22 protein-coding genes, 3 tRNA genes and 4 pseudogenes are annotated in these 24,289 nt (G+C 73.4%); 20 read left to right on the forward strand and 9 right to left on the reverse strand.

Translation table 11 applies throughout. The annotated features are described in order from the left end of the window. Positions 1–44 precede the first annotated feature (44 nt). Together ACQP26_RS06670 and ACQP26_RS06675 are read right to left on the reverse strand one after the other, a co-directional pair. Positions 45–401: a hypothetical protein gene (locus ACQP26_RS06670; RefSeq protein ID WP_269701601.1), complete on the reverse strand. Its 357-nt coding sequence runs from the start codon at positions 399–401 to the stop codon at positions 45–47. A gap of 310 nt (positions 402–711) precedes the next feature. Then, positions 712–1,581 carry an FAD:protein FMN transferase gene (locus ACQP26_RS06675; protein ID WP_281578791.1) on the reverse strand — a complete coding sequence of 290 codons (870 nt, stop codon included), beginning with the start codon at positions 1,579–1,581 and terminating at the stop codon, positions 712–714. A gap of 218 nt (positions 1,582–1,799) precedes the next feature. On the opposite strand from ACQP26_RS06675, the gene ACQP26_RS06680 reads away from it, so the two are divergent. Further along, positions 1,800–2,831: a 3-isopropylmalate dehydrogenase gene (locus tag ACQP26_RS06680; protein WP_269701597.1), complete on the forward strand. Its 1,032-nt coding sequence runs from the start codon at positions 1,800–1,802 to the stop codon at positions 2,829–2,831. Between the two features lie 188 nt (positions 2,832–3,019). Further along, positions 3,020–4,114 carry a branched-chain amino acid aminotransferase gene (locus tag ACQP26_RS06685; RefSeq protein WP_269701596.1) on the forward strand — a complete coding sequence of 365 codons (1,095 nt, stop codon included), beginning with the start codon at positions 3,020–3,022 and terminating at the stop codon, positions 4,112–4,114. A gap of 51 nt (positions 4,115–4,165) precedes the next feature. Here ACQP26_RS06685 and ACQP26_RS06690 read toward each other — a convergent pair whose 3' ends face one another. The 3 genes from ACQP26_RS06690 to ACQP26_RS06700 all read right to left on the reverse strand — a co-directional run bounded on the left by ACQP26_RS06690 (position 4,166) and on the right by ACQP26_RS06700 (position 6,088). Next, on the reverse strand, positions 4,166–4,906 hold the full coding sequence (locus tag ACQP26_RS06690; RefSeq protein WP_433495232.1) for a tyrosine-protein phosphatase: 741 nt from the start codon (positions 4,904–4,906) through the stop codon (positions 4,166–4,168). A 51-nt stretch (positions 4,907–4,957) separates the two neighbouring features. After that, complete coding sequence (locus ACQP26_RS06695; protein WP_433495233.1) at positions 4,958–5,422, reverse strand: PRC-barrel domain containing protein; 465 nt, start codon at positions 5,420–5,422, stop codon at positions 4,958–4,960. A gap of 135 nt (positions 5,423–5,557) precedes the next feature. Further along, on the reverse strand, positions 5,558–6,088 hold the full coding sequence (locus ACQP26_RS06700; RefSeq protein WP_013284513.1) for a carboxymuconolactone decarboxylase family protein: 531 nt from the start codon (positions 6,086–6,088) through the stop codon (positions 5,558–5,560). 239 nt (positions 6,089–6,327) lie between these two features. Here ACQP26_RS06700 and cimA point away from each other — a divergent pair, with 239 nt between their 5' ends. After that, positions 6,328–7,926 (forward strand): citramalate synthase, encoded by a 1,599-nt coding sequence (gene cimA, locus ACQP26_RS06705; protein WP_269701591.1) that lies wholly within the window; start codon positions 6,328–6,330, stop codon positions 7,924–7,926. 1 nt (position 7,927) lies between these two features. Here the strand turns inward: cimA and ACQP26_RS06710 are convergent. Further along, positions 7,928–8,910 (reverse strand): annotated as a pseudogene (locus ACQP26_RS06710) (endonuclease/exonuclease/phosphatase family protein). Positions 8,911–9,195: 285 nt separating this feature from the next. Here ACQP26_RS06710 and ACQP26_RS06715 point away from each other — a divergent pair. The 10 genes and pseudogenes from ACQP26_RS06715 to ACQP26_RS06760 all read left to right on the forward strand — a co-directional run bounded on the left by ACQP26_RS06715 (position 9,196) and on the right by ACQP26_RS06760 (position 16,585). After that, the gene (locus ACQP26_RS06715; RefSeq protein WP_433495234.1) at positions 9,196–9,717 is read left to right on the forward strand and encodes a hypothetical protein; all 522 of its coding nucleotides are present in this window, start codon (positions 9,196–9,198) and stop codon (positions 9,715–9,717) included. 192 nt (positions 9,718–9,909) lie between these two features. Then, positions 9,910–10,959, forward strand: coding sequence for an AAA family ATPase (locus ACQP26_RS06720; protein WP_269701587.1), 1,050 nt, complete (start codon positions 9,910–9,912; stop codon positions 10,957–10,959). Beyond that, positions 10,956–11,451 (forward strand): annotated as a pseudogene (locus tag ACQP26_RS06725) (DUF58 domain-containing protein); the annotation flags it as partial. The gene ACQP26_RS06720 and the pseudogene ACQP26_RS06725, both read left to right, overlap by 4 nt. A gap of 62 nt (positions 11,452–11,513) precedes the next feature. After that, positions 11,514–11,972 (forward strand): annotated as a pseudogene (locus ACQP26_RS06730) (DUF58 domain-containing protein); the annotation flags it as partial. Beyond that, the gene (locus ACQP26_RS06735) at positions 11,969–12,928 is read left to right on the forward strand and encodes a VWA domain-containing protein (RefSeq protein WP_433495235.1); all 960 of its coding nucleotides are present in this window, start codon (positions 11,969–11,971) and stop codon (positions 12,926–12,928) included. The pseudogene ACQP26_RS06730 and the gene ACQP26_RS06735, both read left to right, overlap by 4 nt. A gap of 38 nt (positions 12,929–12,966) precedes the next feature. Continuing rightward, complete coding sequence (locus ACQP26_RS06740) at positions 12,967–13,827, forward strand: S1C family serine protease (RefSeq protein WP_281578786.1); 861 nt, start codon at positions 12,967–12,969, stop codon at positions 13,825–13,827. Positions 13,828–13,985: 158 nt separating this feature from the next. Further along, a complete protein-coding gene (locus ACQP26_RS06745) occupies positions 13,986–14,282 on the forward strand; it encodes a hypothetical protein (protein WP_269701581.1) in 297 nt (98 codons plus the stop codon). A 9-nt stretch (positions 14,283–14,291) separates the two neighbouring features. Continuing rightward, positions 14,292–14,717: an alternative ribosome rescue aminoacyl-tRNA hydrolase ArfB gene (arfB, locus tag ACQP26_RS06750; protein ID WP_030270056.1), complete on the forward strand. Its 426-nt coding sequence runs from the start codon at positions 14,292–14,294 to the stop codon at positions 14,715–14,717. A gap of 49 nt (positions 14,718–14,766) precedes the next feature. Further along, on the forward strand, positions 14,767–15,339 hold the full coding sequence (locus tag ACQP26_RS06755; RefSeq protein WP_269701580.1) for a GNAT family N-acetyltransferase: 573 nt from the start codon (positions 14,767–14,769) through the stop codon (positions 15,337–15,339). An 88-nt stretch (positions 15,340–15,427) separates the two neighbouring features. After that, positions 15,428–16,585, forward strand: a complete 1,158-nt coding sequence (locus ACQP26_RS06760; RefSeq protein WP_433495236.1) for a cellulose binding domain-containing protein — start codon at positions 15,428–15,430, stop codon at positions 16,583–16,585. Positions 16,586–16,609: 24 nt separating this feature from the next. Here ACQP26_RS06760 and ACQP26_RS06765 read toward each other — a convergent pair whose 3' ends face one another. Both ACQP26_RS06765 and ACQP26_RS06770 read right to left on the reverse strand, forming a co-directional pair. Continuing rightward, complete coding sequence (locus ACQP26_RS06765; protein WP_269701576.1) at positions 16,610–17,494, reverse strand: 3-methyladenine DNA glycosylase; 885 nt, start codon at positions 17,492–17,494, stop codon at positions 16,610–16,612. A 34-nt stretch (positions 17,495–17,528) separates the two neighbouring features. Continuing rightward, positions 17,529–18,973 (reverse strand): annotated as a pseudogene (locus ACQP26_RS06770) (hypothetical protein). Positions 18,974–19,187: 214 nt separating this feature from the next. On the opposite strand from ACQP26_RS06770, the gene ACQP26_RS06775 reads away from it, so the two are divergent. From ACQP26_RS06775 to ACQP26_RS06790, 4 genes are all read left to right on the forward strand, one after another. Next, complete coding sequence (locus ACQP26_RS06775) at positions 19,188–19,991, forward strand: fumarylacetoacetate hydrolase family protein (protein WP_269701572.1); 804 nt, start codon at positions 19,188–19,190, stop codon at positions 19,989–19,991. Between the two features lie 107 nt (positions 19,992–20,098). Then, positions 20,099–20,170, forward strand: a tRNA-Gln gene (locus ACQP26_RS06780). A gap of 74 nt (positions 20,171–20,244) precedes the next feature. Continuing rightward, positions 20,245–20,317 (forward strand) — tRNA-Glu (locus ACQP26_RS06785). A 151-nt stretch (positions 20,318–20,468) separates the two neighbouring features. Continuing rightward, positions 20,469–20,541 (forward strand) — tRNA-Glu (locus ACQP26_RS06790). A gap of 177 nt (positions 20,542–20,718) precedes the next feature. Here the strand turns inward: ACQP26_RS06790 and ACQP26_RS06795 are convergent. Beyond that, positions 20,719–21,405, reverse strand: a complete 687-nt coding sequence (locus tag ACQP26_RS06795) for an IclR family transcriptional regulator (RefSeq protein WP_013284529.1) — start codon at positions 21,403–21,405, stop codon at positions 20,719–20,721. A gap of 49 nt (positions 21,406–21,454) precedes the next feature. Between ACQP26_RS06795 and leuC the strand changes: the two genes are divergently transcribed. The 3 genes from leuC to ACQP26_RS06810 all read left to right on the forward strand — a co-directional run bounded on the left by leuC (position 21,455) and on the right by ACQP26_RS06810 (position 24,266). Then, entirely contained in the window at positions 21,455–22,897 is a 1,443-nt protein-coding gene (gene leuC / locus ACQP26_RS06800) for a 3-isopropylmalate dehydratase large subunit (protein ID WP_269701570.1), read from the forward strand. 15 nt (positions 22,898–22,912) lie between these two features. Beyond that, positions 22,913–23,500 (forward strand): 3-isopropylmalate dehydratase small subunit, encoded by a 588-nt coding sequence (leuD, locus tag ACQP26_RS06805; protein WP_269701568.1) that lies wholly within the window; start codon positions 22,913–22,915, stop codon positions 23,498–23,500. Between the two features lie 160 nt (positions 23,501–23,660). Next, a complete protein-coding gene (locus ACQP26_RS06810; RefSeq protein WP_332367298.1) occupies positions 23,661–24,266 on the forward strand; it encodes an HU family DNA-binding protein in 606 nt (201 codons plus the stop codon). The last annotated feature ends 23 nt before the right edge of the window (positions 24,267–24,289 follow it).

Raw genomic sequence — 24,289 nt, forward strand, 5'->3', positions numbered from 1 at the left:
CGGGGCCCGGCCGCATCGGCCGGGCCCTTCGTCGTTCCGGTGGGTCAGGAACGGACGCGGGCCGGTGGCGGGTAGACCGAGCCGTCCTGCGCGTCGAAGAGCATCAGGTCGTGCTCGCCGGCCAGCCGCTCGATGTCCAGCAGGACCTGATCCGGGCAGGTCGGATGCAGGTTCATCTCGATGTGGTCGGCGGCCGTGTGCAACGGCGCCACCTCCCACGGCGTATCCGGCCGGGCCGGACGGTCCGGGTAGCTCGCGGTGATCGCCCGGTAGAAGGCGACGAGTCGCGGATCGGGGTGCTGCTCGCTGTGCCAGCCCTCGCGGCACTGCTGCACGGCCGCCCGCACCTGCTCCGGTGTCGCCCCGTTCGGCAGGGCCCACACGCTCAGATCGAAACTCACGGCGGACAGCGTGCCATCCCGGGCCGGGCCCGTCACCTCTGCCCCACCGTGCGTTCACCGCTGATTGCCGACATCGTTCCCGCGACGTCCGCTGTGGAGACTCTTGCCTCGAGTTGCGTCGATTCGCTAGCGTACCGATGCGGTTTCCGCTGAGTCGATCCCCGGCCCGTCTTCGGGTGGCGCGGTCGGGCGCCCGGCCCCTCGGCCCGCACCCCTCGATTGCGCGAGCCACGCGCACTCGTCGCTGACCGGCCCTCACGGTCGTTGCCGAGACCGTGGGGGCCGATCGCGCTCCGCGCCAGACGGCAGATCAGCGCCGGTGGTGCGCGAACAGGGGGCGGTAGTCCGCGTCGTGGCGGAACCAGGCCAGCCCGGCCGGTCCGGCGGCGTACAGGGCGGTGGCGTAGGCGTCGGCGACTGCCAGGTTCGGCCCGAGCACGGTGGCGGCCACCAGCCGGTCGGTCGGCTCCCCGGTGTGCGGGTCGACGACGTGCCCGCGGCGGCCGGTGACGCCGGAGGTGCCGACCGAGCCCGTGGTCATCTCCAGCACGACGGGCGTGCGCCGGGTGTCGGTGGGGTGGTGCACCGCGACGCGCCACGGCCCGCCGTGCGCCGCGTGTCCGCGTACCGTCAGGTCGGCGCCGGTGAGCACGGCGTAGTCGTGGATGCCGGCGGCGCGCAACCGCGCCGCGGCCCGCTCCACCGCCCAGCCGCCGAGCAGGCCGCCCGGGTCGAAGCCGCCGGGCACCGCCCAGGCGTCGAACCAGCCGTCGGTCGCCGCCCGCATCGCGGCGCAGAGGTCGACCAGGTCGGCCAGCGGGGGGTACGAGTCGGGGCTGATCTCGTCGCGGCGCAGCCGGGACACGAGGCTGTCCGGCCGGTTCGGGCCGTAGGTGAGGTCGACGGCGCGCAGCTCGGCGACGGCGTCACGCAGCGCCTCGCTCACCGCCCGGTGGCCGAACCACTCCGGCGCGTTGAGCAGCAGGGTGTAGTCGGCGGTCGAGGTGGTCACCGTGTGCCGGACGCTGATCCGGCCGGAGGTCGCGGTGCCGGCCCGCTCGACGCGGTGGTTGGCGCCCAGGTGCAGGTCCGGCCGGAGCGGGCGGAACGCGGACTGGTCGATCCAACGGGTACGTGGTTGTTCGTCCGCCCAGTGGGCCCGCCGGTGCTCGATCCGCATGACACCTGCCCCCTCGGTGGTCGCCGCCGCGTCGCGGCGGTGCCGGATTCCGGGCCCCCGTCGACCCGTGACCCCGACCCTAAGCAGTGGAGATGACCGCACCATGAGTGTCGGCTGGGAGCCTCCTGTGATTCACCGTCCCGGATGTTGGAAGATTCGTACCGGGGGCCGGGACGGCGACGTACGGTTGCGCCTAACGACGAGACGAGGAGCCTCAGGTGGCACACATCGCGGTGGTGGCCGGCGACGGCATCGGACCCGAGGTGGTCGCGCAGGCCCGCAAGGTCCTCGACGCGGTGGTGCCCGGGATCGAGGCCACCGAGTACGACCTGGGCGCGGCGCGCTATCACCGCACCGGCGAGGTGCTGCCCGACTCCGTCCTCGACGAGCTGGCCGGTCACGACGCGATCCTGCTCGGCGCGGTGGGCGACCCGACGGTGCCGCCGGGCGTGCTGGAGCGCGGCCTGCTGCTCAAGCTGCGGTTCGCCTTCGACCAGTACGTCAACCTGCGCCCGTCCCGGCTCTGGCCCGGCGTCGCCGGCCCGCTCGCCGCGGTCAAGCCCGGCGAGGTCGACCTCGTGGTGGTCCGCGAGGGCACCGAGGGGCTGTACGCGGGCGCCGGCGGCGCGCTGCACCGGGACACCCCGGCCGAGGTGGCCACCGAGGAGAGCCTGAACACCCGGCACGGCGTCGAGCGGGTGATCCGCGACGCGTTCGCCCGCGCCGGCCGCCGGGAGCGGCGCAAGGTCACGCTCGTGCACAAGACCAACGTGCTCACCCACGCCGGGTCGCTCTGGGCGCGGGCCTTCGCCGCGGTGGCCGCCGAGCACCCGGACGTGACCACGGAGTACCAGCACATCGACGCCGCCGCGATGTTCCTGGTGACGAACCCGTCCCGGTACGACGTGGTGGTCACCGACAACCTGTTCGGCGACATCCTCACCGACATCGCCGCCGCCGTGACCGGTGGCATCGGGCTCGCGGCCAGCGGCTGCATCAACCCCGAGGGGCGCTACCCGTCGATGTTCGAGCCGGTGCACGGCTCGGCGCCGGACATCGCCGGCCAGGGCGTCGCCGACCCGGTCGCCGCGGTGCTGTCCGCCGCGCTGCTGCTGGACCAGCTCGGCCACGCCGACGCCGCCGCCCGGGTCACCGCCGCGGTCGGCACCGAGCTGGCCGCGCGTACGCCGGGAGCGCCGCTGCGCACCGAGGAGGTCGGCGACCGGCTCGCCGCGTACGCCGTAGCCTGACCGGGCCGACCTTCCTGGCGGCCCGGTACCGGGCCGCCAGACCCGTCACCGGGCCCACCCGACCGTCCGGCGCGTCGCTTCCGCCGGGGCGGAGCTATCCGCTGAACGACCGTTCGGGGTAAGTTTCTGGCACCAGTGACGTCGGCGTGCGATCCCGCATGCCGTCAACCCGCAGGGAGGTCAGCGCGATGAGCGGTGGTGACATGCTCGATTTCGAGATCCGTCCGAATCCCGCGCCGGTATCCGCCGCCGACCGGGCCGCCCTGCTGGCGAACCCGGGCTTCGGCCGGGTGTTCACCGATCACATGGTCACCATCCGCTACGCCGAGGGCAAGGGCTGGTACGACGCCCGCCTGGAGGCACGCGCGCCGATCCCGATGGACCCGGCCGCGGCCGTGCTGCACTACGCGCAGGAGATCTTCGAGGGGCTGAAGGCGTACCGCACCGGTGACGCGGTGACGATGTTCCGCCCGGAGGCCAACGCGGCCCGGTTCAACGCGTCCGCCCGCCGGCTGGCCATGCCGGAGCTGCCGGGGGAGACGTTCGTGGAGTCGCTGCGCCGCCTGGTCGAGATCGACCAGGCGTGGATTCCCGAGCACGAGGACGCCAGCCTCTACCTGCGTCCGTTCATGTTCGCCAGCGAGGTCTTCCTCGGGGTGCGCCCGGCCAACGAATACCTCTACTGCGTCATCGCCTCGCCCGCCGGGGCGTACTTCGCCGGTGGCGTGAAGCCGGTGACGGTCTGGGTCTCGCCGGACTACACCCGGGCCGCGCCCGGCGGCACCGGCGCGGCCAAGTGCGGCGGCAACTACGCCGCCTCGCTCGCCGCGCAGGCCGAGGCGATCGAGGCCGGCTGCGACCAGGTGGTGTTCCTGGACGCGGTGCAGCGGCGGTACGTCGACGAGCTGGGCGGCATGAACGTCTTCTTCGTCTACGACGACGGCAGCATCGTCACCCCGCCGCTGGGCGGCACGATCCTGCCGGGCATCACCCGCGACGCGATCCTCACCCTGGCTGCCGAGGCCGGGCACGAGGTGCGGGAGGCGCCGGTCAGCTTCGACGACTGGCGGGCCGACGCGGCGAGCGGGCGGCTGCGCGAGGTGTTCGCCTGCGGCACCGCTGCCGTGATTACCCCGATCGGCGGCGTGCGCTTCCCCGACGGCGAGTTCCTCGTGGGCGGCGGCGAGCCGGGCCGGGCCACGATGGCGTTGCGGCAGAAGCTCGTCGACATCCAGCGCGGCCGCGCCGCCGACCCGCACGGCTGGGTCACCCGCGTCCTCTGACGGCCCTTCGCGGTGATCGAGGGGTTCGCTCCTCGATCACCGCGGGGCAGGTCAGTCCAGCAGGTGGGTACGCAGGGACTCCAGCTGCGCCTGGGTGACGCCCGCGTGGGTCAGGTAGCCCTCGACGGAGCCGTAGCCGGTGCGCAACTCCGTGAGGAACAGCTCCATCGTCTCGGCCGGTGACTCCAGGAACGGCGGTGGCGGTTCCTCCGCGTCCGGCAGCGTGGCCCGGACCCACTCGGTGAAGCGCCGCGACGCGGCGGTGCTGAGCGCGTAGTCGGCGACCACGTCCTCGTCTGGCACCCCGAGCACGGAGAGCGTGAGCGCGCAGACGATGCCGGTGCGGTCCTTGCCGGCGACGCAGTGCACCACCACCGGGGCGTTGGCGCTGTCGGCGATCAGCCCGACCGCCTCGGCGAGCCCGGCGGTGCCGGTACGCGCCAGGTCGGCGTACCGGTCGGCCAGGTAGCGGGCCAGGCTGACGCCGGAGTCGTCGAACCGGTTCGCGCCCCAGTCGGCGTGCTCGGGGTGGATGTGCCGGTAGCTCAGGCCGTCGTAGTCGGGCACCCGCCCGTCGCGTTCCACCTCGGACGGCCGGCGCAGGTCGATCACGGTGCGGATGCCGAGCGCGGTGAACGCGCTCCGGTCGGTCTCGTCGATGCGGTGCAGCGAGTCGGAGCGGTAGAGCCGGCTACGGCGGACGGTGCGCCCGTCACCGGCGGCGTAGCCGCCGACGTCGCGGAAGTTGAACAGGGCGGGGAAGGGGCTCTCGGGAGCGTCCACATCTGACACGGTAACGGCCGGCGGGGCGTGTGTACGTCCCAGCCGGCCGTCGCCGAGGTGTCAGATGCGCGGCGGTACGTCCGGCGGCAGCGCCGAGTGGTTCTCGCCGTAGTAGCCGCCCAGCCGGTCCCGGAAGCCCGGGTCGGCGTGGCTGGACTCGTCGTACTCGGGAGCGGCCTTGATCTGGTCCTTCTCCCGGTCGACGTGCACGGTGCGGGCGTCGTGGTCGACGTGGTTCACGGTGCCGGCCGGGAGCATCACCTTCTTGCCGAAGATCCACGGCCCGGTGTCCACGACCAGGTAGCTGTCGTCCACCTCGTGGCTCGCCCGGTCGATCTTGCCGATGGCGCCGTCGGTGGCCTCGACCTTGTAGCCGGTCAGGTCGGCGCTCGCCACACCCGCCTCGTCGCGGTAACGCCACGGGTCGAAGGCACCGGCCGGAGCGCCGCCGGCGACCGCGCCCCGGCCGTCGTCGAGGATCGGCTCGGTGCCGCCGTGCGTGGCGCGCGGGTCCAGTCCGTCCATGTGCCGCCTCCCGTCCTCCAGGGCCGCGGCCGTCGCGGCGCCGTCATCAGTCGGGAGGGTTACCCACGCTGTCCGGGGGTCAACCGCCGGAGGGCCGGCCCGCGCGGTGCCGGTCGGGGCGCGCGGGCCGGTGGATCAGGCCAGTGCGGCCTCCGCGTCCAGGGTCACCGCGGCGGCGTGGACGACGGCGGCGATCCGCAGCCCTTCGTGCACCTGCTCACGGCTGAACCCGGCGGCGCGCAGCGTCTTCTCGTGCGACTCCAGGCAGACGCCGCAGCCGGTGATCGCCGAGACGGCGAGGCACCACAGCTCGAAGTCGGTCTTCTCCACGCCGGGGCGGGCGATGATCTGCATCCGCAGCCGGGCCGGCAGCGACGCGTACTGCTCGTCGCCGATCAGGTGCTTGGCCCGGTAGTAGACGTTGTTCATCGCCATGACCGCCGCCGCGCCCTTGGCGGCCTCGACCGCCTCGGGGGTGAGGTGACCGGCCGCCTCGGCGGCGATCTCCCGCAGCACCACCGGGTTGCGGGCCGCCACCGCGCAGGCCAGGGCGGTGCCCCACGCCTGCTCCGGCTTCAGCGTCGAGGTGGTGATGGTGGAGCCGAGGTTGAGCCGGATGTCCTTGGCGTACTCGGGCAGGCCCGCCTTGATCGCGTCGAGACCCATGGTCAGGCCCCGGCGCCGGCGAGGAGCGCCTTGGCGTCGAGCGTCGCGCGGGCTGTCGTCCCGGAATATGGGTTTCGCCTCCCAAAACCCGGGGCGGGGTGGCAGAGTACGGGTCGTGACCAGCTTCGTCCTGATCATTAGCAGCTAGCGCGCCGGCCTTCCCTCGCCGAGCGCGCAGACCTCCCGCATCCGCGGGGGGTCTTTTTGTTTGCTCCCCAGGGCACGAGAAGAGGACTCCGATGACGTTCCAGGTGTACGACACGACGTTGCGCGACGGCGCGCAGCGCGAAGGGCTCACGTACTCGGTGGTCGACAAGCTGGCGGTGGCCCGCCTGCTCGACGACCTCGGAGTCGGCTTCATCGAGGGCGGCTGGCCGGGCGCGGTGCCCAAGGACACCGAGTTCTTCCGCCGCGCCCGCACCGAGCTGGAGCTGCGGCACGCGATCCTGGTCGCCTTCGGAGCCACCCGCAAGGCGGGCCTCGCGGTCGAGGACGACCCGCAGGTGCGCGGCCTGCTCGACGCGCAGACCCCGGCCGTGGCCCTGGTCGCCAAGGCGGACCTGCGGCACGTGGAGCGGGCGCTGCGCACCACCGCCGAGGAGAACCTCGCCATGATCCGCGACACCGTGTCGTACCTGGTGGCGCAGGGGCGGCGGGTCTTCGTCGACGGGGAGCACTGCTTCGACGGGTTCCGGTTCGACCCCGGCTACACCTCGGCCGTGGCGGAGACCGCGCTGGCCGCCGGCGCCGAGCGCTTCGTGCTCTGCGACACCAACGGCGGCATGCTGCCCTCCCAGGTCACCGCCGTGGTCGAGCAACTGGTGGCGCGGACCGGGATCGCGCCGGAACGACTCGGCATGCACGCGCAGAACGACACCGCCTGCGCCGTCGCCAACACGATCGCCGCGGTCGAGGCGGGCGTCCGGCACGTGCAGGGCACCGCCAACGGGTACGGCGAACGCCCCGGCAACGCCGACATCTTCGCGATCGTCGCCAATCTCCAGCTCAAGCTGGGCATGCCCGTCCTACCGGAGGGCTGCCTGGAACAGATGGTGCGGGTCTCGCACGCCATCGCCGAGATCGCCAACATCGCCCCCGACACCCACCAGGCCTACGTCGGGGCCGCCGCCTTCGCTCACAAGGCGGGGCTGCACGCGAGCGCGATCAAGGTCGACCCGTTGCTCTACAACCACGTGGAACCCACTGTGGTGGGCAACGACATGCGGATCCTGGTGACCGAGATGGCCGGCCGGGCCAGCATCGAGCTCAAGAGCCGTGAGCTCGGTCTGGACCTGGCCGGCCATCCGGACACCCTGTCCCGGGTCACCGGGCGGGTCAAGGAGCTGGAGGCCGACGGCTGGTCGTTCGAGGCCGCCGACGCCTCGTTCGAGCTGCTGGTCCGCTCCGAGCTGCCGGATGCCGCGCCGGCCCGGCCGTTCGCGCTGGAGTCGTACCGGGTGATCGTCGAGCACCGCGAGGACGGTGCCGTGGTCTCCGAGGCGACGGTGAAGATCCGGGTACGCGGTGAGCGGGTGATCGCCACCGCCGAGGGCAACGGCCCGGTCAACGCGCTGGACGAGGCGCTGCGGGTCGGCCTGGCCCGGCACTACCCGGAGCTGCGCGACTTCGAGCTGGCCGACTACAAGGTCCGCATCCTGGAGGGCAGCCACGGCACCGGCGCGGTGACGCGCGTGCTGGTGGAGACCGCCGGCGTCGGCCGCGACTGGACCACGGTGGGCGTGCACCCGAACGTGGTCGAGGCGAGCTGGCACGCCCTTGTCGACGCGCTCACCTACGGCCTGGACCGGGCCCGGGTGGCGGGCGGGACGGCGGCCTGACTCATCCGGCGGGCAGGCGCAGCTCGGCCAGCAGCGCGCGGTGGTCGCTCCCCGTCACCGGATGGGTGCCGGCGGCGCGCACCGCGATGCGCCGGTCGACGAGCACGTGGTCGATGGTGACCGGCGGGATCGGGTCGCCGTCGTACGGGCCCCAAGTGCCGCCGAACCCGGCTCCGGCCGCGTCCGCCGCGTCGGTGTAGCCGGTGGCGATCAGGTCCCGCAGTGCGGCGTGGTCGAGCGTGGCGTTGAAGTCCCCGGCCAGCACGCTCAGCCCGCCGTCCGGGGAGGCCGGCGGCTGGGCGCGCTGGTCGGTCCACCAGTCCGGCACCACGTCGAGGGCGTACGGCGCGGCCGGGTGCGCCGACTCCACCCGCAGCGGCGGCGCCCCCGGCACCGTCACCGTCGCGTACGCCTGGGTGAAGAAGAACCCCTGGTTGCGCCGGTGACCGGTGTCGCGCAGCGGGTGCCGGGCGTACACGCCGGAGCCGGTCGAGCCGACCTCCGGGCTCAGCGACCGGTGCGGCAGCAGCGTGGCCAGGCCGAGCCGGTCCAGCTCGGCCGCCAGCGGCGGGGTGAGTTCCTGCACCGTGAGCACGTCGACCCGGCGGGTCCGGACCAGGTCCACCAGCGCCGCCGGGTCGGCGGAGCCGAGGCGCAGGTTGGCGGTCAGCAGCCGCAGCGTCGGCCCGTCGGCGGCGGGCCGGTCGCCGGGGATCGCGCGGGCGCCACCGCGCCGATCAGCGCCACCGCGGCCAGCACCGCGACCACCGCCGGCGCGCGGCGCCGCAGGGCGAGCGCCGCCACCGCCACGACCGGTGCCACGGCGGCGACGTACGGCGTGAACGCGATCGCCAGCACCAGTGGACCGCGTTCCAGCCCGGTCAGGCGTACCAGTGCCCACGCGGCGACCGGCGCGACCGCGAGCCAGCACGCGGCGGTGGCCAGGCGGCCGCCCCGGGTGCCCGCCCGGGGTGGACCCGCCATGGTGATCATGAGGGTCAGGCTACCCGGAGCCGGGTCGGCGTGGTGCCCTCCGAAACAATTTCGTGAATTGTTCCTCGCAATTTCGGGCAGCTTTGCGGATCGGTCGGACACGCAATAGTCCTATTGACCGCCCGCATTTTCCGGTGCTAGGTTCCACCTGGTTGAGACGTCGCGACTCTCTGTAGTAAGGCCAGCTCACGAGCGGTGCGCTCCCTGGCGGATATTCGATGATCCGCAATTTCCCGCGCAGTCGCCGTATCACCACGGTCTACAAAGGGAGAACTCATGGCCACATTCTTCAAGCGGAAGGCGACGGTGGTGGCGCTCGCCGCGCTGTCGCTGAGCCTGGCCGGTGGCGGGATCGCCGCGGCCGCCCAGTCCGAGGCGAAGCCGCAGCCCGGCCCCCGGCACTCCACGGCCCAGCCGCCGGTGACCGCCGCCGAGCGGCAGGCCGCCCGGACCGCGATGCGGGCCACCCTGGCCCCGCCGGCGGCCGGCCAGGTCGCCTGGGCCGTCGTGGCGGCCAACGGCACGCTGCTGCAGCACTCCGGCAACGTGGTGTCCTCGTTCCGGTTCACCCCGGGCGTCGGGGTGTCCGCCGGGCAGTACCAGGTGCTGCTGGACTACAACGTGTCCGCCAAGGCGTACGTGGCGACGATCGGCACGAACGACACGGCGAACGTGCCGCCGGCCGGTGAGGTGTCGGTAGCGCCCCGCACGCTGACCCCGAACGCCGTCTTCGTGCAGACACGCAATTCCTCCGGCAGCGCCTCGGACCGGCCGTTCCACCTGGTCATCGCCAACTGACCCGTCCGGCCCCGCACCGGCCCCCGCTCCGGCGGGGGCCGGTGTCGTGTTCCGTACCGGTCCGGCCGGTGGCGCACCGCTTCGTGCCGTTCCCGCCCGACTGGGGAGATGCTGCCGGTCCGGCCCGCCGACCACCGGCCAGGGGCCGATAATCCGACGTTTGTCGCCGGTCCGGCCCGGGAAGCAAGCACCGTGACGGACATCTCGGACACCCCGGCCAGCGTGCTCAGCCCGGTCGACGCCGACGCGAGTGGCGTCGAGCTGGAACAGACCCTCGTCGAGGTCAAACGCGTGATCGTCGGGCAGGATCGGCTCGTCGACCGCCTGCTCACCGCCCTGATCGCCGACGGCCACTGCCTGCTGGAGGGCGTACCGGGGGTGGCCAAGACGCTGGCGGCGCAGACGCTCGCCACAGTGGTCGGTGGCACGTTCTCCCGCATCCAGTTCACCCCCGACCTGGTTCCCTCCGACATCGTCGGCACCCGCATCTACCGCGCCTCCACCGAGCAGTTCGACGTGGAGCTGGGGCCGATCATGGCGAACCTGGTGCTCGCCGACGAGATCAACCGGGCCCCGGCCAAGGTGCAGTCGGCGCTGCTCGAGGCGATGGCCGAGCGGCAGGTCTCCATCGCCGGCCGGAGCTGGCCGGTGCCGGACCCGTTCCTGGTCCTGGCCACCCAGAACCCGATCGAGTCCGAGGGCGTCTACCAGCTCCCGGAGGCGCAACGCGACCGCTTCCTGATGAAGGTCGTGGTCGACTACCCGAGCGACGCCGACGAGCTGGCCATCCTCTACCGGATGAGCACCGAGCGGCCCACCGCGAGTACCGTGCTCGACCCGACCCGGCTGCGCGACCTCCAGCGCCGCGCCACCGACGTCTTCGTCCACCACGCGCTCGCCGAGTACGTGGTCCGCCTCATCCTCGCCACCCGCGACCCGGAACGCTTCGGCCTGCCCGACGTCGCGCCCCTGCTGGCGTACGGGGCCAGCCCCCGGGCCACGCTCGGCCTGGTGGCCGCAGCCCGCGCGCAGGCGTTGATCCACGGACGGGACTACGTGCTCCCCGAGGACATCCGGGAACTGGCGGTGGACGTGCTGGCGCACCGGCTCGTGCTCTCCTTCGACGCGATCGCCGACGGGATCTCCGGCGAGGACGTGGTGCGCCGCGTGATCGAGGCGGTGCCGCCGCCCCGGCTGGTGAACGGCCCCACCGAGACGATGAACGACCTGGCGGCGGCATGACCGGCGGAGCCGAACCGGGGCTTGCCGACCTCGCCCCGGACCAGCGGCTGCGCCGGCTGGAGCTGACGGTGACCCGACGGCTCGACGGCCTGCTGCACGGGCGGTACCGAGGGCTGCTCCCCGGTCCCGGCAGCGAGGCGGCCGGCAGCCGCGAGTACCGGCCCGGCGAGGACGAGGTACGGCGGATGGACTGGGCGGTCACCGCCCGGACCACGGTGCCGCACGTACGGGAGGTCGACGCGGACCGGGAACTGACCACCTGGCTGCTCGTCGACGCCAGCCCCAGCATGGAGTACGGCACGTCCACGCTGGACAAACGGGAGCTGGCGGTGGCCGCCGTCGCGGCGGTCGGCTTCCTCACCGCCGGGGTCGGCAACCGGCTCGGCGCCCAGGTGCTCACCTCGGACGGGCTGCGCCGGTTCCCGGCCCGCAGCGGGCGCACCCATCTGCTCGGGCTGCTCCGCGCGCTGCTCGGCGCCCCGCGTACCGGCGACCTGCCGGACTCCTGCGGCGCGGGCGCGGCCGGCGTGGGCCCGCGGGACGCGGCGCCGGGCCTGGTCGACGGGCTGGACGGCCTGCAGCGTGTGGCCAACCGGCGCGGGCTCGTGGTGATCGTCTCCGACTTCCTCGACGAGCTGCCCGACGACCCGGACGCCGCGCCGCCGCCGTGGGCCGCCTCGCTGCGCCGCCTCGCGGTACGCCACCAGGTGCTCGCGGTCGAGGTGACCGACCCGCGCGAGCTGGAACTGCCGGACGTCGGCCTGATCACGCTCGTCGACCCGGAGAGCGGCCGGCACCGCGAGGTGTGGACCGGCGACCCGGGCCTGCGCGAGCGGTACGCCCGCGCCGCCGCCGAGCAGCGCGACCAGGTGCGCCGCACGCTGCGCCGGGCCGGCGCGACCCACCTGGCGCTGCGCACCGACCGGGACTGGTGTGCGGACGTCGTCCGGTACGTGCACGAGCAGCGCCGGCTGGCCACCGTGCCGGCCGCCGCCCGCGGAGGTGTCGCATGACCTGGCAGTCACCCGCCCGTCTCTGGCTGCTGCTCGCCGTCGTCGCGCTCGTCGCCGGCTATCTGGTGCTGCAACGGCGGCAGAGCCGGTACGCGGTGCGCTTCACCAACCTGCGCCTGCTCGACCGGGTCGCCCCGCGCCGCCCGGCCTGGCGGCGGCACGTCCCGGCGGGCCTGTTCCTCGGCATGCTCGCGCTGCTGGTGGTCGGGTTCGCCCGGCCCGAGGCGGAGGTGCGGGTGCCACGGGAGCGGGCCACCGTGATGGTGGCGGTGGACGTCTCCACCTCGATGCTCGCCGGTGACGTGGACCCGGACCGGTTGAGCGCGGCCAAGGAGGCGGGCCGCCGGTTCGTCGACGGGCTCCCGGACGAGTTCAACGTCGGGCTCGTCGCGTTCGCCGGCAGCGCGGCCGTGCTGGTGCCGCCGACCACCGACCGGGAGGCGCTGCACGACGGGATCGGGCGGCTGGCCGAAGGCATCACCGGCGTGCAGGGCACCGCCATCGGCGAGGCGATCAGCACCTCGCTGGGCGCGGTCAAGAGCCTGGACGCCACCGCCGCCAAGGATCCGCCACCGGCCCGGATCATCATCCTTTCCGACGGCGCGAACACCTCCGGCATGGACCCGATGGAGGCCGCCGACCAGGCGGTCGCCGCGAAGGTGCCGGTGCACACCATCTCCTTCGGCACCCCGGGCGGCTCGGTCGACAGGGGTGGCCGGGCGATCCAGGTGCCGGTGGACGGCCAGACGCTGCGGGCGGTCGCGGAGCAGACCGGCGGCGGCTTCCACGAGGCGTCCACCACCGCCGAGCTGAAGGACGTCTACGAGGACATCGGCACCTCGGTCGGCTACCGCACCGAGCGGCAGGACATCTCGGCCCGCTTCATCGGCCTCGGACTGGTCCTGGCCATGGGCGCCGCGGCCGGTTCGCTGCGGTGGTTCTCCCGCCTGCCCTGACCCGCACACCACTACCGCATGACACGTGAGGAGCCAGCATGGCAGTGCAGACCGGACTCGGCGAGCCACGCGGTCCGTGGTTCGTCTCGCCGGAGCTGGACCCGGACGGGCGCGGCCACCGGGACGTACCCGGGGGTGGGCCGGAGGCCGGGCGGCGGAGCCTACGGCACCGGCTGCTGAGCGTGGCGGCGGTGGTGGCGCTCTCCACCGTCTCCGGCGCGGCGGCCGGCACCTGGGCGGCCGACCGGGGCGCGCCGGGTCCGACCGCGGCGTCCGCCGCGCCGGTGCCGGCAGAGCTGGTCACCGCCGCCGGCAAGACGGTGCCCGGGGTGGTCTCGGTGATGGTCGGGGGCCGCTCCGGCGCGTCCGCGTCCGGCTCCGGATTCGCCATCGACAACGAGCAGCACATCGTCACCAACGACCACATCCTGGCCCGGGGCGGTTCCGGCGCGGTGACGGTGGAGACATCGGACGGACGGCGTTTCCCGGCCGAGGTGGTGGGCCGGGAACCGGCCAGCGACCTGGCCGTGCTCCGGGTGCCCGCGTCGGCCGGGTTGCCGCCGTTGCCGCTCGCGAAGGCGAACTCGACGCGGGTGGGGGAGCCGGTGCTCGCGGTCGGGTCGCCGCTCGGGCTCGCGGGCACGGTCACCGCCGGCATCGTCAGCGCGCTCAACCGGCAGGTACGGATCGGCAACGGCCGGCACACGGCGGTGCAGACCGACGCCTCGATCAACCCGGGCAACTCCGGCGGACCGCTGGTGAACGCGCGCGGTGAGGTGGTCGGCGTGAACACCGCGATCGCCACCATCGACGGCAACGGGTCCATCGGCATCGGCTTCGCCATCCCGATCGACCAGGTCCAGCAGACCGCCGACACCATCATCGGCCGGGGCGGCTGAGTCGTACGGGCGCGACCGCCCGCCCGCGCGGCGCCGGCCGGGCGCGCCGCGCGGCGTTGACCTGCACAAGCGTCGCAAGATCGGTGCGAAGTGTCGGATATCCGGCGTGGGATCATTGGGGCATAGAAATATTACGCTGAGTATGGATACTGGCGGAGGTGGAGCAAGCTGTCATTGCGGCCCTCCTCCTGGTGGGCCTTGTCATCGGCGCCGGTGTCGGCGCGTCCTACGCGCGTGCGAAGCGTGGCTGGACGGACTACCAGACGATCCGGACCAGCGTCCCCGGCGCCCGGCGCAACGCCTGGCTCGCGATCCGGGGCGTGGTCGTCAAGCTCGCCGTGATCGCCCTGCTGCTCGTCGGCGCGGCCGCGTACGCGGCGTCCGGCGGCGGCGAGGAACGGACCGGTCCCACGCCGAGCGCCACCCCCACCCCGAGTCACCGCGCCGGGCGCTAGCCTCGGGGAGTGGACGACGGACTGCGGGTCACCGATCGGCTCGTGGTGCCCGCCGCCGAGCTGCGGGAGCGGTTCTCCCGCTCGTCCGGGCCGGGCGGGCAGGGAGTGAACACCACCGACTCCCGGGTGGAGCTGAGCTTCGACCTGGGCGGCTCGCCGAGCGTGCCGGAGACACTGCGGGAACGGGCGCTGGCCCGGCTGGCCGGCCGGCTGGTCGGCGGTGTGCTCACTGTGACCGCCAGCGAGCACCGCGCCCAGCTGGCCAACCGGGAGGCGGCCCGCGAGCGGATGGCCGCGCTGCTGCGCGAGGCCGTCGCCCCGCCGCCGAAGGCGCGCCGCCCGACCCGCCCCTCCCGTGGCGCGAAGGAGCGCCGCTTGGCCGAGAAGAAGCGCCAGTCCCAGCGCAAACGCGACCGCAGAGTGGACGGCGACTGACCGAAAATCTGTTGAGCCGCCGAGCGCGCCGCCCGGAGAATTTCGCCACGTGATCGCCTTCTCCGTCAAGCCCACGCTCACCGGCGAGCGTGTGGTGCTGCGCCCGTTCCAGGACGACGACCTGCCGGCGCTCGCCGAGATCCTGACCGACCCGGAGGTGGTCCGGCTGACCGGCAGCCCGGCCGGCGAGACGTTCGAGCCGTCCCGGCTGCGGGCCTGGTACGGCACCCGCAACAGCCAGGACGACCGGCTCGACCTCGCGGTGGTGGACCGGGCGAGCGGCACCTGCGTCGGCGAGGTGGTCCTCAACGAGTGGGACCGGGCCAACGCGAGCTGCAACTTCCGCACGCTGATCGGCCCCGGCGGCCGCGACCGCGGCCTCGGCACCGAGGCGGTCCGGCTGATCGTCGGGTACGGCTTCGAGCAGCTCGGCCTGCACCGCATCGGGCTGGAGGTGTTCGCGTTCAACCCGCGTGCCCGGCGCGCCTACGAGAAGGTGGGCTTCGTCGCCGAGGGGACGCTGCGGCAGGTGCTGCGCGACGGCGACGACTGGGTGGACGCCACTGTCATGTCGATCCTCGCTCCGGAGTGGAACCGGCACCGGGGACACCCGGAGGGTTGAGCCGGAGGCGTCGAAGCGCTTCAATGCGTACGGGAGCTTCAGGGCCGTCACCGACCACCACGTCCACAGTGACAGGAGTCCCTTGCGCATGTCCCGAAACCCCCTGCGCGCCGCGCTGACCGCGCTCGCCGCGCTGCTACCGGTGCTCGCCCTCGGCCTCGCCCTCACCACCACCACGCCTCCGGCCGCCGCGGCGGCCACCCCGGTCCGCGTCATGCCGCTGGGCGACTCCATCACCGGGTCGCCCGGCTGCTGGCGGGCGATGCTCTGGAACCGCCTCCAGTCCACCGGCCACACCGACGTCGACTTCGTCGGCACGCTCGGGCCGCAGGGCTGCGGCGTGCCGTACGACGGCGACAACGAGGGGCACGGCGGCTACCTCGCCACGAACGTGGCCAACCAGAACCTGCTGCCCGGCTGGCTGGCCGCCACCCGGCCGGACGTCGTGCTCATGCACTTCGGCACCAACGACGTGTGGAGCAACATCGCGCCCGCCACCGTCCTGGCCGCGTACTCGAAGCTGGTGGACCAGATGCGGGCCGCCAACCCGGCCACGACGGTGCTGGTCGCGAAGATCATCCCGATGAACCCGGCGAGCTGCCCCGAGTGCGGCCAGCGGACCGTGGCGCTCAACGCGCTCGTCGACGGCTGGGCGGCCGGGAAGACCACCGCCGCCTCGCCGATCGTGGTGGTCGACCAGTGGACCGGGTTCAGCACCGCCACCGACACGTACGACGGCGTGCACCCGAACGCGGCCGGGGACCAGAAGATGGCCGACAGGTGGTACCCGGCGCTGGTCGCCGCGCTGGGCCGCACCACGCCCGGTCCGACCACGTCCCCGACCGTCAGCCCCACCTCGTCGCCCACCGTCAGCCCCTCACCGACGCTCAGCCCGTCACCGACGACCAGCCCGTCGCCCACCGTCGGTCCGACGCCCCCGGCCGGTGGCTGCACCGCCACCTGGCGGATCGCCGGTCAGTGGCCGGGCGGCTTCCAGGGTGAGGTGACCGTCCGCAACGACGGCGCCGCGCCGATCGCCGGCTGGACCGTGCGCTTCCCGCTCGCCGCCGGCCAGCGGGTCAGCCAGGCGTGGAGCGCCGACGTGACGCAGAGCGGAACCACAGTGACCGCCCGGAACGCGAGCTGGAACGGCACGCTGGCCCCGGCCGCCCAGACCACGTTCGGGTTCCTGGCCGACGGTGCCGTCCCGAGCCCGGCCCCGGCGGTGACCTGCGCCGCGAACTGATCCCCGCGCCGGCCGGCCCCGCGCTCAGCGGCGGTCGGCCGGCACGGCCCGGTCCAGCGCGGCCAGCAGCCGTGCCCGCAACCCGGCGGCCCGCTCGGCGAACCCGCGCTGGGCGGCGGCGTACTCGGCCCGGCCCTCCGGCGTCTCCACCGGCACCGGCGGGTAGCCCAGGTCGGCCAGGTCGTACGGGCTGGCCCGCATGTCCAGCGCCCGGATCTCCCGGGCCAGCGCGAAACAGTCCGCCACCAGCTCCGACGGCACCAGCGGCGACAGCTTGTACGCCCACTTGTAGAGATCCATGTTGGCGTGCAAGCAGCCCGGCTGCTCCAGCGCGTGCTGGCCCTCCCGGGTCGGCTGGAGCACGTTGAGCGGCCGGGCCGGCGCGGTGAAGAACCGGAACGCGTCGAAGTGGCTGCACCGCACGCTGCGCTCCTCGACCACCGCCGCCGTCGCCGCCGGGCTCAGCCGCAGCGGCCAGGCGTTGTGCCGAACCTGCTCCTGGGTCTGCCGGTAGACCATCGCCCACTCGTGCATGCCGAAACAGCCGAACTGCGCCGGGCGTCCGGCGGTCGCCGCGAGCAGCGTACGGATCCAGGCGATCGACTCGGCGCGCCGCGCGCGTACCCGATCGGTGTCGAGGGTGAGCCCGGCGGCGCCCGCCGTGTAGTCCGGGCCGAAACCGGCCGGGTCGGCGTCGCGCAGCACCACGCCCGCGCCCGGGTGCCAGCGGCGCAGCTGCGCCGGGCGGTGCGAGTAGTAGGTGAACAGGAAGTCCTCCACCGGGTGCTTCACCCCGGTGCGGCGGCGGGCCAGGTGCGGCGTCAGCCAGGCGTCCACCCGCGCCTCGTGGGCGTGCCGGCGCGCCTGCCAGTCGGCCAGGTCGAGCGCGGGGGCGAGGGCGGCAGTCACACACCCCAGGGTACGACCGCCGCCCGTGCCCGGATCACGCCACGTCCACCCGCACGCCCGCCGAGAAGACGCCGCTGCGCAGCTCCAACCGTTTCGGCGGCTCGTCGCCGCGCATGGTGAACACCAGCGGCAGCAGCACCCGCCGCCCGGCGGCCACCGGTTGGGAGAAGACGTCCCGGCCCAGGTTCGCCACCCGGGTCGCGTCCTCGTCGGCGGCCACCCAGTTCCCGCTCGGCAGGTACGCGCGCTGCAACTGCCCGTGCCAGGTCTGCTCCTCGTTGGTGAGGTTGCGCACCCCGACCGTGGCCAGGCACGGCCGCCCCCCGCCCGGTGCCGCCGGCAGGACGTCGGCGCCGCAGCTCATGCGGTAGACGGTGAACTCGAACGCGGTCTCGCGCAGCGGCTGACCCAGCGCGCCGGTGACGCTGCTGCCCACCCACGCGCCGCTCGTCGGCTGCTTGGTGGTGTCCATCGCGGCCACCCGCTGCGTGGCCGACCAGGCCGCCGCGCCGACCACACCGGCCAGCACGGCCGCCGCCACGCCGACCACGAGCCACACCGGCGGCCGGCGACGACGGCTCGCGGGCGACGGCACCGCCGTACGCGGGTAGACGGTGCCGCGCTCGGCCGGCCCGCTGTGGCCTTGCGCACCCTGGCCCGTTCCGCCGTGGCCCGTTCCGCCCCGGCCGGGCCCGGCCCGGGCATGCCCGGGCCGGGCACGCCGCCTTCGGGGGCGCCGGTGTGCATGGCGGCGCTTCCCGCCGCCGTGCGCCGGCGGCGGCGCCGGAGCGCCCACCACACCACACCGGCGGTGACCACCAGCAGCGCGGTGAACGCGGCCAGCAGCACCGGCGGCCGCCGCCAGGCCGGAGCGGCGGTGACCTGCGCCGCCGGGGCCGTCGCGGCGCCCACCCACGTGGCCGTGGCGCAGTCGAACGGGCGCGTGCCGTCCGTGCCGTAGACGCAGGTGGGTGCCGTCACCGAGCGGCCGGGACCGGGGACGGACAGCGCGGTGTGCAACGTGGTGGTGCTCTTCGCCGGCAGCCGCAGCCGCCAGGTCACCTCACCGGCGCTCGTGCCGGCGGGGCGGCTGGTCCGGCCACCGCCGGTCACCGTGGTGGCCCGCGACCCGTTCGGCAGTTCCTGCCGGACCATGGTGTCGACGGGCGCCGTGCCGGCGTTGCGGACCTCGATCCGGTAACCCGGTGCCGGGGTGCCCGACGCGCCCACCGCCACGCTGACCGGGGGCATCGACGGCCGGACCGGCGCCGGGCCGGTGGTCGGCACCGCCGGGGGCACCGCCGGTACGCCGGTCGGGATCGGGGTGGCCGCGGCACCCGGGATGACAGCCGGTGCCGGGACTGGACGGGCGGCGGCGGCGCCGGGCGTCGCCGGGGACAGCGCCGGTACGGCGGCGATGACGCCGAGGCAGTTCACGAACACTGCCAGGGCCCTCTGGTGTCGTCTCGATGCAGGCATACCAACGAACCTCCGGACCCGAAGCTATGGGCCGGGGGCCGCCGGGTGGGTACGAAGCCGCCATTCCCGCCCCGTCCGGCGCGATCACGCGTACCCTGCCGGCCCCTGCCGATCCGGTGCCGCCAGGGGCCGGCGAGGGCCCGGCGCGCGGCGGCCGGGCGTGCCGCCCGCCGGTGTCCGCCGGGCGCCGCGCGGGCGGGGATAGATTGGCCGGGTGCGTATCGCTCGTTTCGCTCATGCCAAGGGAATGTCGTTCGGAGCCGTCGAGGGCGAGCCGGAGGCCGGGCCGCAGGGCCTGACCATCGCCGAGATCGAGGGCCACCCGTTCGGGCAGATCCAGTTCTCCGGCGCCCGCTGGGCGCTCTCCGACGTCCGGCTGCTGTCGCCGATCCTGCCCAGCAAGGTGGTCTGTGTCGGCCGTAACTACGCCGAGCACGCCGCCGAGCACGGCAGCGAGGTGCCGAAGGAGCCGCTGCTCTTCCTCAAGCCGTCCACGTCGGTGATCGGCCCCCGCGACGCCATCCGGCTGCCGATCTTCTCCAAGCAGGTCGAGCACGAGGCGGAACTCGCCGTGGTGATCGGCGCCCCGGGTGCCCGCCGGGCCGACCGGGCCGCCGCCGAACGGGCCATCTTCGGCTACACCTGCGCCAACGACGTCACCGCCCGGGACCTCCAGCGCTCCGACGGGCAGTGGACCCGCGCCAAGGGCTTCGACTCGTTCTGCCCGATCGGGCCGTGGATCACCACCGGTCTCGACGTCAGCGACCTGGAGATCCGGTGTGAGGTGGGTCGCAATCCGGAGGAGATGGAGGTACGCCAGCTCGGCCGGACCAAGGACATGGTGTTCGACGTACCCGGCCTGGTGTCGTACATCTCGCACGTGATGACGCTGCTGCCCGGCGACGTGATCCTGACCGGCACGCCGGCGGGGGTTAGTCCGCTCACCGAGGGGGATACGGTCACCGTGCGGATCCAGGGGATCGGGGAGCTCAGCAACCCGGTGGTCCCTGTCGCCTGATTCGCTCCGATGCCTCGTTTCCGCTGGTCAGGTGGGTTTCGAGGGGTTGGATTTGGCCTGTCGGCACCGGGAGGGTAAAGTTCATTCCCGGCGCCGCAAGGGGCCAATGGGGTATGGGGTAATTGGCAGCCCGACTGATTCTGGTTCAGTTAGTCTAGGTTCGAGTCCTGGTACCCCAGCGCAGCCGCGGGTTCGCAAGAGCCCCGGACGCTGGATCCCGTCAGCTCACGCCGGCGGAATGCACGAAGGTTCTGGCCCCGTCGTCTAGCGGCCCAGGACGCCGCCCTCTCAAGGCGGTAGCGCCGGTTCGAATCCGGTCGGGGCTACAGCACCGACAGCCCGTCCCGTTCTTCGGGGCGGGCTTTCTGCTGTCCTGGCCACGTCCGCAGGGGGTGACCCCCCTCAGTGGTGCCGGACGGGATGCCGCTAGACTACTGCCACGCCGCCCGGCAGGGTGGTGAAGCAGGAAAAGTGCCTGGCCCCGTCGTCTAGCGGCCCAGGACGCCGCCCTCTCAAGGCGGTAGCGCCGGTTCGAATCCGGTCGGGGCTACATCCACGAACGGCCCGTCTCGCATCCGCGAGGCGGGCCGTTCGCATTCCTCACCCCGCCCCGGCCCTCACCCCGCCCGACCGCCCCGTTGATCAAGGAGTTTGTGTCCTCGGAGCCACCGAAATCCGCCCCAAACTCCTTGATCACCGGGGTGGGGGCGGCCTCGCAGCTGGGCGGTCAGAGGCCGGAGAGGCGCTGGCCGGCTCGGACGACGGCCATGGCGTGGCGTTCGCCGGGGCGGCGGCCGAGGCGCTCGATCGGGCCGGAGATGCTGATCGCGGCGATCACCCGCCCGGTGCGGTCGCGGATCGGCGCTGAGACGCTTGCCACGCCCGCCTCCCGCTCGGCCACGCTCTGGGCCCACCCGCGCCGCCGCACCTCGGCCAGCGTGCGGCCGGTGAACTTGGAGCGGGGGAGCAGCGGCATGACCGCCTCCGGGGGCTCCCAGGCGAGCAGGATCTGCGCCGCCGACCCGGCGGTCATCGGCAGTACCGAGCCGACCGGGACGGTGTCCCGCAGGCCGCTGGCGCGCTCGGCGGCGGCCACACAGATCCGCTCGTCGGCGCGGCGCAGGTAGAGCTGGGCGCTTTCGCCGGTGGCGTCCCGTAGCGCGGCGAGCAGCGGCTCGGCGGCGGTGAGGAGCACGTCCGGGGCCGCGTTGGCCAGCTCGCCCAGGCGTGGACCCGGGCGCCAGCGCCCCTGGGTGTCCCGGACGAGCATCCGGTGTATCTCCAGCGCCTGTGCCAGCCGGTGCGCGGTGGCCCGGGGCAGCTTGGTGCGTTCAACGAGTTCGGCCAGGCTGGCGCCGTCGACACAGGCGGCCAGGATGACCACCGCCTTGTCGAGAACGCCGACACCGCTCATACTGTGTCCCACAAGCCGAAATTTACCTCCCAGAATTTAGGATGTCCAGATGGTGGGAGTCACTCAACCGAGGACCCTGGCCGAGAAGGTCTGGGACGCACACGTGGTCCGCGCCGCCGACGGCGAGCCGGACCTGCTCTTCATCGACCTGCACCTGCTGCACGAGGTGACCAGCCCGCAGGCGTTCGACGGGCTGCGTCTGGCCGGGCGCGGGGTCCGCCGTACCGACCTGACGATCGCGACCGAGGACCACAACACCCCGACCGGGTACGACGACCCGGCGTTCCGCTCCCGGCGCGGCGACCTGCTCACGATCGCGGATCCCACCTCCCGCACCCAGATCGAGACGCTGCGCCGCAACTGCGCCGAGTTCGGCATCCGCCTGCACCCGCTGGGCGACGACAACCAGGGCATCGTGCACGTCATCGGCCCGCAGCTGGGCCTCACCCAGCCCGGCATGACGATCGTGTGCGGCGACTCGCACACCGCGACCCACGGCGCCTTCGGGGCGCTGGCGTTCGGCATCGGCACCAGTGAGGTCGAACACGTCCTGGCCACGCAGACGCTGCCGCAGGCCCGCCCGAAGACCATGGCCGTGAACGTCGTCGGCGAGCTGGGCCCCGGCGTCACCGCCAAGGACCTGGTGCTCGCGCTGATCACGCAGGTCGGCACCGGCGGTGGGCGTGGTCACATCGTCGAGTACCGGGGCGAGGCGATCCGCGACCTCTCGATGGAGGGGCGGATGACGATCGCGAACATGTCCATCGAGTGGGGCGCCAAGGCCGGCATGATCGCGCCGGACGAGACCACGTTCGCGTACCTGAAGGGCCGGCCCAACGCGCCCCAGGGCGACGACTGGGACGCGGCGCTGGAGTACTGGCGGACGCTGCCCACCGACGAGGGCGCGACCTTCGACACCGAGGTCACCCTCGACGCGAGCCGGATTACGCCGTTCGTCACCTGGGGCACCAACCCCGGGCAGGGCGCGCCGCTGGGCGCCACCGTGCCGGACCCGGAGGAGTTCGTCACCGAGCCGGAGCGGGTCGCCGCCCGGCGCGCGCTGGAGTACATGGACCTCACCCCGGGCACCCCGCTGCGCGACCTCGCCGTGGACGTGGTGTTCGTCGGCTCCTGCACCAACGGCCGCCTGGAGGACCTGCGGGCCGCCGCCGAGGTACTGCGCGGACGGCGGGTCGCCGACGGCGTACGCATGCTGGTGGTCCCCGGCTCCGCCGCGGTCCGGGAGGCGGCCGAGATCGAAGGGCTGGACAAGGTCTTCACCGACGCCGGCGCCGAGTGGCGCTTCGCCGGCTGCTCGATGTGTCTGGGCATGAACCCGGACACCCTGAAGCCGGGCCAGCGCTCCGCCTCGACCTCCAACCGCAACTTCGAGGGACGGCAGGGCCGGGGCGGGCGTACGCACCTGGTGTCCCCGCCGGTCGCCGCCGCCACCGCGGTCGTCGGCCGCCTGGCCGCTCCCGCCGACCTGTAGAAGGGCAGCCGAGAGATGGACAAGTTCACCACCCACACGGGCACCGCCGTGCCGCTGCGCCGATCCAACGTGGACACCGACCAGATCATCCCGGCGGTGTACCTCAAGCGGGTGACCCGGACCGGTTTCGCCGACGGGCTGTTCAGCGCGTGGCGGGAGGACAAGTCATTCGTCCTCAACGATCCGGCTCATTCGGGTGCGTCGATTCTGATCGCCGGTCCCGAGTTCGGCACCGGATCCTCCCGGGAGCATGCCGTCTGGGCGCTGCGGGACTGGGGCTTCCGGGCCGTCATCTCGCCTCGCTTCGGCGACATCTTCCGCGGCAACGCGCTCAAGGAAGGCCTCCTTCCGGTCGAGCTGGAATTGAAAGCCGTGGAAGAATTGTGGGATCTCGTGGAATCGGAGCCGAGCACTCCGATCACTGTCGACCTCGCCTCCCGCCAGGTCCACGCCGGTGACGCCACCTGGGCCTTCCCGCTGGACGACCACAGCCGCTGGCGGTTGATGGAGGGCTTGGATGACATTGGACTCACCCTCCGGCACGAGGCCGACATCAGCGCCTTCGAGGCGTCCCGGCCGTCGTTCCTGCCGTCGGTAGCCTGACCGCAGACCGCATTTCGCCCCCACCGGCCTCGCTGGTGGGGGCGAATCCGTTGCGACACAAGGGCTTTTTTCCACCGAATGTTTGTGTCCAGGCAGCACAGGGCATACCGTGCGCGCAGAATGGCTCGCGTCGAGTCAGTTGCACAATCGGGAGGAAGTCGTGAACAAGGCCGAGCTCATCGAGGCGCTCGCCGTTCGCCTGGGGGACCGGAAGACGGCGACGGCCGCGCTCGACGCGGTTCTCGCTGAGGTCCAGGCGGCGGTCACCAAGGGCGAGAAGGTGGCGATCACCGGTTTCGGAGCGTTCGAGAAGCGCGTCCGGGGAGCCCGAACAGCGCGCAATCCACGGACCGGCGAGGCGGTGAAGGTCAAGAAGACCTCCGTCCCGACGTTCCGGGCGGGCGCGGGCTTCAAGGAGATGGTGGCCAGCGGCAAGGTGCCCAAGGACACCGCCGCCGCGAAGAAGACCACCGGCGCCGCGAAGAAGACCACGGCGGCGAAGACCACCGGGGCCGCGAAGAAGACCACGGCGGCGAAGGCCACCAAGACCACCGCTACCAAGAAGGCCGCGCCGGCGAAGAAGGCCGCCGCGACCAAGACCACGGCGGCGAAGAAGACGACCGCGGCGAAGTCCACCGCGGCCAAGAAGACCACTGCCGCCAAGAAGACGACCGCGGCGAAGTCCGCCACGGCCAAGAAGACCACGGCGGCCAAGAAGGCGCCCGCGAAGAAGGCACCGGCCAAGAAGGCCGCCACCCGGCGCTGACCGGACGGCCCACGAAAGGGCGC

This window comes from Micromonospora sp. CA-248089 (assembly GCF_050948515.1).
Classification (GTDB): domain Bacteria; phylum Actinomycetota; class Actinomycetes; order Mycobacteriales; family Micromonosporaceae; genus Micromonospora.

Bases quoted from the DNA above. Each gene is read 5' to 3' on its own strand.
- cimA (WP_269701591.1), top strand. From the start codon at position 6,328: ATGACGTTCCAGGTGTACGACACGACGTTGCGCGACGGCGCGCAGCGC.
- ACQP26_RS06685 (WP_269701596.1), top strand. From the start codon at position 3,020: ATGAGCGGTGGTGACATGCTCGATTTCGAGATCCGTCCGAATCCCGCG.
- leuC (WP_269701570.1), top strand. From the start codon at position 21,455: ATGGTGGGAGTCACTCAACCGAGGACCCTGGCCGAGAAGGTCTGGGAC.
- ACQP26_RS06760 (WP_433495236.1), top strand. From the start codon at position 15,428: ATGTCCCGAAACCCCCTGCGCGCCGCGCTGACCGCGCTCGCCGCGCTG.
- leuD (WP_269701568.1), top strand. From the start codon at position 22,913: ATGGACAAGTTCACCACCCACACGGGCACCGCCGTGCCGCTGCGCCGA.
- ACQP26_RS06715 (WP_433495234.1), top strand. From the start codon at position 9,196: ATGGCCACATTCTTCAAGCGGAAGGCGACGGTGGTGGCGCTCGCCGCG.
- ACQP26_RS06675 (WP_281578791.1), bottom strand. From the start codon at position 1,581: ATGCGGATCGAGCACCGGCGGGCCCACTGGGCGGACGAACAACCACGT.
- ACQP26_RS06740 (WP_281578786.1), top strand. From the start codon at position 12,967: ATGGCAGTGCAGACCGGACTCGGCGAGCCACGCGGTCCGTGGTTCGTC.
- ACQP26_RS06735 (WP_433495235.1), top strand. From the start codon at position 11,969: ATGACCTGGCAGTCACCCGCCCGTCTCTGGCTGCTGCTCGCCGTCGTC.
- ACQP26_RS06700 (WP_013284513.1), bottom strand. From the start codon at position 6,088: ATGGGTCTCGACGCGATCAAGGCGGGCCTGCCCGAGTACGCCAAGGAC.
- ACQP26_RS06795 (WP_013284529.1), bottom strand. From the start codon at position 21,405: ATGAGCGGTGTCGGCGTTCTCGACAAGGCGGTGGTCATCCTGGCCGCC.
- ACQP26_RS06695 (WP_433495233.1), bottom strand. From the start codon at position 5,422: ATGGACGGACTGGACCCGCGCGCCACGCACGGCGGCACCGAGCCGATC.